5 protein-coding genes are annotated in these 8,927 nt (G+C 51.1%); all 5 read left to right on the top strand.

Annotated features, from left to right (window positions below; translation table 11 throughout):
* The coding region (locus F7231_RS26940; RefSeq protein ID WP_166694329.1) for an MBG domain-containing protein at positions 1-1,888 on the top strand (1,888 nt) is incomplete at its 5' end.
* Between the two features lie 260 nt (positions 1,889-2,148).
* Positions 2,149-3,288: a Gfo/Idh/MocA family protein gene (locus tag F7231_RS26935; protein ID WP_166694330.1), complete on the top strand. Its 1,140-nt coding sequence runs from the start codon at positions 2,149-2,151 to the stop codon at positions 3,286-3,288.
* Between the two features lie 107 nt (positions 3,289-3,395).
* Entirely contained in the window at positions 3,396-4,541 is a 1,146-nt protein-coding gene (locus F7231_RS26930; protein ID WP_166694328.1) for a Gfo/Idh/MocA family protein, read from the top strand.
* 125 nt (positions 4,542-4,666) lie between these two features.
* Positions 4,667-5,719: a sugar phosphate isomerase/epimerase family protein gene (locus F7231_RS26925; protein ID WP_166694327.1), complete on the top strand. Its 1,053-nt coding sequence runs from the start codon at positions 4,667-4,669 to the stop codon at positions 5,717-5,719.
* Between the two features lie 279 nt (positions 5,720-5,998).
* Entirely contained in the window at positions 5,999-8,743 is a 2,745-nt protein-coding gene (locus F7231_RS26920; protein WP_166694326.1) for a cellulose binding domain-containing protein, read from the top strand.
* The last annotated feature ends 184 nt before the right edge of the window (positions 8,744-8,927 follow it).

Here is an 8,927-nt window from a genome sequence, read left to right as displayed (position 1 = left end):
AGCTGACATCACGGCCAAGTCGATCACTATCATAGCCGATGCTAAGTCGAAGGTCTACGGGGAGGCTGATCCAGCTCTGACGGCGGCGACGCCAGCCGGTGTTATCACCGGCGACATGGCTACGGGTGCATTGACCCGGGCCCCAGGCTCAAGCGTAGGCACATATGCCATCAGCAAAGGCACTTACACTTATGGAGCCAACTACACTGAGAGCTTCACAGGTGCTGATTTGACCATTACCAAGAAAACGATCGCTGTAGCAGCGGTGGCCAAAACAAAGGTATATGGTGAGAATGACCCTACTCTGACCTACACTTTCAGCCCTGCCCTAGTGTCAGGCGATGCCTTCTCAGGGGCCCTTACCCGGGCATCCGGTAACGACGTAGGTACGTATGCTATCCAGCAGGGTACACTAGCCTTGAGTTCGAACTACACCCTCAACTTCACAGGCGCAAACCTGACAATTACGAAGAAGACGGTTACTGTCACGGCTGAGGCTAAAACAAAGGTGTACGGAACTGCGGATCCAATGCTCACCTACACTTACAGCCCTGCGCTGGTAGGCAATGACAGCTTCTCAGGGGCCCTTACTCGGGTAGCTGGCGAAGATGTTGCGAACAGCCCCTACGCGATTCAGCAGGGTACGCTGGCTTTGAGTTCAAACTACACCCTCAACTATGTTGGTGCCAATTTGACCATCACACCACAGACAGCGAATCCGTTAGCGAACACGTATTACACGGGATCTACGTTTTTCTGGACTCCTAGTACAACCAGTTCAAATGCTGTATTAACATTAGCCGCAACAATTAAAAATTCACCAAATTACGGTGGAGACATTCGGACGGCTAAAGTTTCATTTTTCATTCGAAATGGGCAAACTGTAACTCCAATCAGCGGAGCACAGAACCTTCCAGTTGGCTTGGTGAACCCAAATGATCTTTCGGTGGGATCTGCTGCTACGACGGTGCAATACAATCTTGGCAGCGCAGATTACGCAACGCTGGAAATCGGCATTAGCGTGAGCGGTAATTACACAGCTAATCCAAGCCAAGAATTTGATAAGATTATCACGGTAGCCAAACCGATTCCAGGTGGTTTGATAGTTGGGAACGCTGTACTAGATGATGCTGGATCTTCTGGATATGTTAGTGGTAGTGTAACCGTTGGCTTTGGAGTACAATACAACAAGAGCCTTAAAAACCCACAAGGTTCGGTAGACATGCTAGTAACTAGCTTCCGTAAAAGCGATGGTTCTCCTGATATCACTAAACATGTGTACAGGATTAAGAGCAACGCTATTTCGGTACTGTCAGTAGGTAAGCCTTCGTCAAGCGATGCTCAGTTTACCAGCAAAGCCAACATCAGCGAGGTTGTTAACGGTGTAGATCAGGCTATAGAGGGTAACTGTACCATGCAGTTCAACATGAAGCAAGGACCAAATGATGGGCCTGCCGGTGATGAGGTAGCTATTACCATCTATCGTGCTAAAGGCGGTATCTGGTATTCGAACAACTGGAACGGTACGCAGACTGTGTTGAAGCAGATTGAAACTGGTAACGTATCTGTCAGCGGTGGATCGGCTGGTACGCCGCGTATGGGCGTAGAAGAGTCTAGCGAGCCAATGATGCAACTGACCGTGGAAGCGTCACCAAACCCAACTAAGGGCTTACTCAATGTGAGCGTGAAAGGGGCCGGTGATCAGCCAAGCGTGAAAATTCGGCTATACAACCTGCTGCAGGGTGTAAGTGGCGAATGGGCACTCGACCTGCAAGACGGTCAGGGTCAGAAAACCATCGATATTCAATCGGTCAACGAAGGTATGTACTTCCTGTCGGTTGAAGGAACGAATGGCCGGGCTGTTCAGCGGGTGCTGAAAGGCAACTAAAAAACAGTACGCGTAAAAAAAGCCTGGGGCCTCTGCTCCAGGCTTTTTTATTTCCGGAAATTCCCCGAATACCACAGCACCCAAAGTGAGTAAAGAAGCCGTTTTAGCTTCTTACAACTAGTTGGAAGACGCTTCTTTCGGCGTTTTTTTATATGTTGCGACTAAACTAATAGCCTTACCAACGTCGATTTATGACCCCTCAAGCCTCCACAAATCTATCCCCCTCTGTTAACCAGACCACTACGCACCGCAAACTACGCATGGGTATGGTTGGCGGTGGTTTAGATGCATTTATTGGTGCTGTTCACCGTCGGGCGGCCGCAATGGACAATGAAATTGAACTGGTCTGTGGCGCGTTCAGTTCGAATCCCGAAAAATCGAAGCAAACGGGCCATGCGCTCTACCTGCCCGAGAATCGGGTCTACGCCAATTTCGAAGAGATGATTCTACGGGAGAAAGAACTCCCCGAAGGCGAACGGATGGATTTTGTGACCATCGTTACGCCCAACCACATGCACTTCGCCCCGGCAAAAATGGCGCTCCAGAATGGGTTCCACGTTGTATGCGACAAGCCCGTAACACTCAATATGGAGCAGGCCCGCGAGCTTAAGCAACTCATTGATGAAACCGGCCTGCTTTTCTGCCTTACCCATAACTACACGGGTTACCCGATGGTGAAACAGGCCCGGGCGATGGTGAAAGCCGGTAAGCTCGGCCAAATACGGAAGGTGATCGTCGAATACCCGCAGGGCTGGCTAGCCCAGCTGGTTGAGGCCACCGGACAGAAACAGGCGGGTTGGCGCACCGATCCGGCCCGTTCCGGGGCAGCCGGTGGTGTTGGTGACATTGGTACCCACGCCGAAAACCTGGCCGAATACATTACTGGCCTGAAGATAACGGAGCTGTGTGCCGACCTGAGCATTTTTGTGGAAGGTCGCCTCCTCGACGATGACGCCAATATGCTGCTGCGCTTTGAGAACGGCGCGAAGGGAACGCTGCTGAACAGCCAGATCGCTACGGGCGAAGAAAACCCGCTGTCTATTCGCGTATATGGTGAATTAGGCGGGCTGGAATGGCGACAGATGGAGCCCAACACCCTCATTTATAAAACAAATGAAGAAGGGGCGCGACTGCTCCGTACCGGCGTGGGCGACCTGGCTCCCGAAGCGCAGGCCAATACCCGTCTTCCTGCCGGCCACCCCGAGGCCTTCCTTGAAGCGTTTGCCAACATCTATTACAACTTTGCATTAACCCTCCGCGCCCGTATGAGCGGACAGGAGCCAGACCCAATCCGCCTCGATTTCCCCGGAATCGACGACGGGCTGCGCGGTATGGCTTTCATCGATACAGTAATCGCCTCTGACAAATCAGATCAGAAGTGGACGAAGTTTCTGGAATAAGTCCTGACTGGATTGGCCAGTGACCGAAAACTTTTATCATTGGCCAATTCAGTTAAGTACTCCCTATTCCTGTCACTTTTTATCTCTTTCACTCTTTATACCCCCTCATGTCAAAAATTCAAGTTGGTGTAGTTGGTACCGGATTCATCGGCCCCGCTCACATCGAAGCCCTTCGTCGCCTGCCCAACGTTGAGGTAGTTGCACTTTGCGAAGTCACTCAGGAACTAGCCGAAACTAAAGCGGCCCAACTGGGTATTCCCCGCGCCTACACGTTCGACGAACTACTGAAGCAGGACGATATTCAGAGTATTCACATCTGTACCCCCAACTTCCTGCATTATAGCCAGTCGAAGGCGGCGTTGCTAGCCGGCAAGCACGTAATCTGCGAGAAGCCACTGGCAAAAGACTTGGCAGAAGCCGAAGAACTGGTTCAACTGGCTAAGGAGTCTGGCCTGGTGAACGCGGTACATTTCAACCTGCGCTACTACCCCCTGGTTCGCCAGATGAAGGTAATGCGCGAACGGGGCGAACTGGGTGATGTATACAGCATCATCGGCTCGTACCTGCAGGATTGGCTGTTCTACGAAACCGATTACAACTGGCGCCTCGAACCCGACAAATCGGGCGATTCGCGCGCTATCGCCGACATTGGTTCGCACCTGATGGACATTATCGAGTACGTGACGGGGCTGAAAACCACCGCTGTACTGGCCGACTTCAACACGATTCACAAGACCCGGAAGAAGCCACTGAAACCCGTTGAGACGTATTCGGGCAAAATGCTCCAGCCAGACGATTACGCCGACGTACCCATCAATACTGAAGACCACGCCAACGTGCTGCTGCGGTTCGATAACGGCAATCGGGGTGTAGTGACGGTATCGCAGGTATCAGCCGGCCGCAAGAATCAGTTGAAGCTGGAGATCTCTGGCGCGAAAAAAACGTTCGCGTTCGATTCGGAGTCGCCGAACCAGCTCTGGCTGGGTAACCGCGATGGCTACAACCAAACCATGACCGACGATCCATCGATTGTGCATGCAGAGGTACGTTCGGTAATTGGTTTCCCGGGCGGTCATAATGAGGGCTTCCCCGACACGTCGAAACAGATGTTCAAGGAAGTGTATGCGGCCATCGAAGCCGGTAAGCAACCCGAAAACCCCACGTACCCAACCTTCGCCGACGGCTACCGCGAACTGCTAATCTGCGAGAAAATTCTCGAAAGCAACAAGAAACAAGCCTGGGTAGAGGTGTAGGTGACTGCAACGGATTCAGGTACGTCGCCCGTATAACCACGTTAACGGGCGACGTACCTGACCGAAGATCCTGTAGTGTGGTGTGCTAGTCCAGCATTCTCAGACCCATTTAATCAACAAGACATATGAAATCACTTAAAGGACCGGCCGTATTTCTGGCGCAGTTCATGGGCGATGAAGCGCCTTTTAACTCGCTGGAAACCATCGCCAAATACATGGCTGATTTAGGCTATAAAGGCGTCCAATTGCCCACCTGGGACCCACGGGTTATCGACCTGCAGAAAGCAGCTGACAGCCAGGCGTACTGCGATGAGTTGAAGGCTAAGCTAGCTGACATCGGTGTAGAGATTACCGAGCTATCGACGCACCTGCAAAGTCAGCTCGTGGCTGTTCACCCAGCCTATGCCCCCATGTTCGATGGGTTTGGCCCGGCTGAACTGGCTGGCAAGCCAACCGAGCAACAGGCCTGGGCGGTTAACCAGCTAATGCTGGCCGCCAAAGCAAGCAAAAATCTGGGGCTGATGTCACACGTCTGCTTTAGCGGTGCCCTGCTCTGGCCGTTTATGTACCCCTGGCCACAACGTCCGGCGGGGCTGGTTGAGACAGGCTTCGCTGAACTGGGCAAACGCTGGAAGCCTATCCTCGATGCGTTCGATGAAGCAGGGGTAAACGTTGGCTTTGAGTTGCATCCCGGCGAAGATGTACACGACGGCGTGACTTTCGAGATGTTCCTCGCTGCCGTTGACAATCACCCGCGCGCAGGGATCAACTATGACCCAAGCCACTTCGTGTTGCAGTGCCTGGATTACCTGGATTTCATTGACATCTACCACGACCGCATCTACGCGTTCCACGTAAAAGATGCCGAATTTAACCCAACGGGTCGCCAGGGTGTATACGGTGGTTTCCAGGGCTGGGTTGAACGCGCTGGCCGATTCCGTTCACTAGGCGATGGGCAGGTCGATTTCAGCAGCATCTTCAGCAAGCTGGCGCAGTATAACTACGACGGTTGGGCCGTGCTGGAATGGGAGTGCGCCATTAAGCATCCTGAGCAGGGCGCAGCCGAAGGGGCACCGTTTATTCAGGACCACATGATTCGAGTAACAGAGCGAGCATTCGACGACTTCGCCGGTGCTGGTTCCGATGAGGCATTTAACAAGCGCGTACTCGGTTTGTAATCTATTACATCCATTTACCAAAAAAGGCCAGTGTTCAGGTACGTACCTGAACACTGGCCTTTTTTGGTAAATGCCGGATTGGTCAAAAGGGGCGGCTAGCTAACGGTTTATACATTAGCTAGCCGCCCCCTTGAATAACTATATAAGCTAATTATTTAGCCAATAAATACTAAATCTATATATTTAGTTATAATCATATGCTGACATCTAACTTACTAGTTAGCAACCAGTTAGCACTAAGTAGTATTCTTATCAGTATACACTCAAACTATAATGACAATGATTACTCAACTACGTTTAATGAGTCAGTTCTGGCTATGGCTAACCATTGGGTTAACAACACAACACGTTACTGCTGGTGTGGTCAACGCCAGCACCAATGTAACTGGCAGCAGTGTCGTCGATAGGCATACTGTCTTACCCGCTTGGCTGGATTTTAAAGCCTACAAGTCAATTCATCCAAACGCAGCAAACTATTTTCCGCAAGCCGCGCCGATTATTTCTGTCTCATCTCAGTCCCTGACATTTCTAAATTCGACTCAGTTACCCGGCAGTAACTCGAAGACATACGTTGTTTCGGCCACGGGGTTGACTACATCTGATTTTCGCGTAACCGTTCCATCCCCTTTTGTTGTCAGCGCCCCAAACTCGGGAGCTTATCCGGGTGGTATTACCTTGCCCGTTAACAGCGACGGTACGCTACCCCCAACAACCATTACTGTTGCTTTGCTATCCTCTACACCCGGTACGTTCTCGGGTTTTATTTCGAATAGCAGCGGGGAAACAACAACGACCGTTGCGGTTAGCGGTACCACTGTAAGCCCATCATTAAGCCTCAGTACGATGGCTCTGAACGCCTTTTCAACAACTACAGGAACTGCCTCTGCGATTCAAACGTACACCATCACCGCCCTGAGTCAGACAGGTGGCGTTGTTACAGCACCAACAGGCGTTGAGATACGCACGGGCAATACGGCCTTTGGTTCTTCACTCACGCTCCCATCCAGCCTATCGACTGTTACCATACCAGTAGACGTTCGCCTGTCGGGAGGTATAGCAGGCCAGGTATCAGGCGTGATCACCCATCGGCTGAATAACAGTTCGAACCAGTCAATCATTAGTTTACCCGTGAGCGGTACGGTTGCAAACCTCAGTGCCCCGACAATTACCGTTACACCCTCGTCATTGACTATCGTTGACTACAGCGAATACCCCGGCAGCTTTCCAGCTTCGTATACGGTATCTGCCAGCGGATTAACAACCGATCTGGAACTTATTGCACCACCGTATTACTTCCTCACAGCAAATGGTAAATCTGGTCCCTCACTGCTTATTCCGGCGGCCAACGGTCAAGTTCCACCTACGTCTGTTTCTGTTATTCTGCTTTCCTCATCGGCCGGTCAGTTTTCCGGTACAATTGTCAACTGGAGCGGCTCTACAACGGCTACAGTGGGCGTGAGCGGAACCGCTTTAGCGCAATCTGTGACCGTGACGCCCACGTCCCTGGGCAATTTCAGTACTACGCTTGGCACTCCTTCCACCAGCCAATCGTATACGGTAACAACGCAGGGAGGGTTACCCGTATATGTGAGCGCTCCTGCCGGTTTTGAGCTTCGCACTGGTAGTAATCCATTTAGCTCGTCGTTAACAATCGGCAGCAGTCGCTCGGTGGTTCGGACACAAATAGATGTTCGGTTGACAGGTTCAACTCCAGGCCCGGTAGCAGGTACAATTACACAGAAGACTTATTTCCATTCAAGTCAGGGTGTCTATCCCGTGGCGGTAAGTGGCGTCGTATCTGGCAGCCTAGCAGTTCAGGTGTTACACCGCGACGTAGACAATTACGCCAACAACAATGCAATTCAGCCGGTACTGCAAGTAGTCAACAAGGGAAGCAGCAGTTTACCACTCTCGGGGCTCACACTTCGCTATTACCTGACAGCAGAAAACTTTGCGCCTCTGACCAATCTATTTGTCTTTTATGCGCAGTTAGGCGCTTCGAACGTCAGTATGCGCTATGTCACGTTGCCACAACCCAGACAGGGTGCCTTAGGCTACATCGAGTATAGTTTTACTCCAGCTGCAGGGAATTTGGCACCAGGGGCCAATACAGGTTCTATTCAGACGTATATCGCCAAGTCGAACTACTCTGGCTTCAATGAGTTGGATGATTACTCATACGCCACTATACGCGATCGATTGCTGGTGAATCCACGCATTACGGCCTATTACAATGGCGTTTTAATTGCTGGTCAAGAGCCAGCATTCGTAACCCCCCGGGGCTACCTGGTGCCCTACACGGAGAGCAAGAACGGCCCCTCAGCCACCCAAATTGGCACTTATCTGGATGTACGAAATGAGGGCAACCTGCCAATTAATTACAGGGACATTACCCTCCGCTACTATTTCACCGCCGACAGCCCTGAGCCGTTAAAATTTGATTTGGACTACACAACCCTTGGGACAGGCACTGTGCGTGGTCAATTTGTGAAGATTAACCCGCCGTTAGCCACCGCCGACACGTACCTGGAATTAAGTTTTGCTGATATAGGGCAGCTTATGCCCTTGAGTAATACTGGTCTAATCCGTTATCATGTGAGCAAGTTAAACGGCGCGCGCTTTGACCAACGTAATGATTACTCCTATCAGGAACAACCGGCCAATTTAAGCTCTAACGCACGCATAGCCATATACGTAGGTAATCAACGGTATTGGGGGAATGATCCGGGAGCAGGCGCACGACTAGCCTTTCATCCAGAGAGCACAAATGGGTTTGATGTACGGATACTAGGAAATCCTGTACGGAATAATGCGCTAGTCTTCACAATTGAAGGTACCTCTGAACCCTTACAAATGCAGCTAACGAATGCACAGGGCCGAGTAATTAGTCAGCGACAACTCACGGGTGATTCCAGCAAGCAACATCATCAGGTATCGCTGGAAAACCAGGGAATAGGCATTTACCTGTTACAGATAAGCACGCCTACGCAACAACGACGCATCAAAGTCATGAAGTTGGATTAACTAAAAAGTGGCCTTACCTAACTCTGGTTCGGTATAGACTTCCTAACAAAGTTATTGACCGTAAATACATACCGAGTCAGCGTTCTCACTAACGCTGACTCGGTATGTATTTACGGTACCTTAATAGCTTGTCGACCTGTGGTTACCATATAATACAAAAAGTCCCGCCTCTTGCGAAGCGGGA

The sequence above is a fragment of the Fibrivirga algicola genome (assembly GCF_011742925.1).
In the GTDB taxonomy this organism is placed as follows: Bacteria; Bacteroidota; Bacteroidia; order Cytophagales; family Spirosomataceae; genus Fibrella; species Fibrella algicola.
This window is presented reverse-complemented; position numbering and strand designations above follow the sequence as displayed.

What these genes read in the sequence shown, in the direction of transcription:
- F7231_RS26935 (WP_166694330.1), top strand. Translation starts at nt 2,149, where the DNA reads ATGGGTATGGTTGGCGGTGGTTTAGATGCATTTATTGGTGCTGTTCAC.
- F7231_RS26930 (WP_166694328.1), top strand. Translation starts at nt 3,396, where the DNA reads ATGTCAAAAATTCAAGTTGGTGTAGTTGGTACCGGATTCATCGGCCCC.
- F7231_RS26925 (WP_166694327.1), top strand. Translation starts at nt 4,667, where the DNA reads ATGAAATCACTTAAAGGACCGGCCGTATTTCTGGCGCAGTTCATGGGC.
- F7231_RS26920 (WP_166694326.1), top strand. Translation starts at nt 5,999, where the DNA reads ATGATTACTCAACTACGTTTAATGAGTCAGTTCTGGCTATGGCTAACC.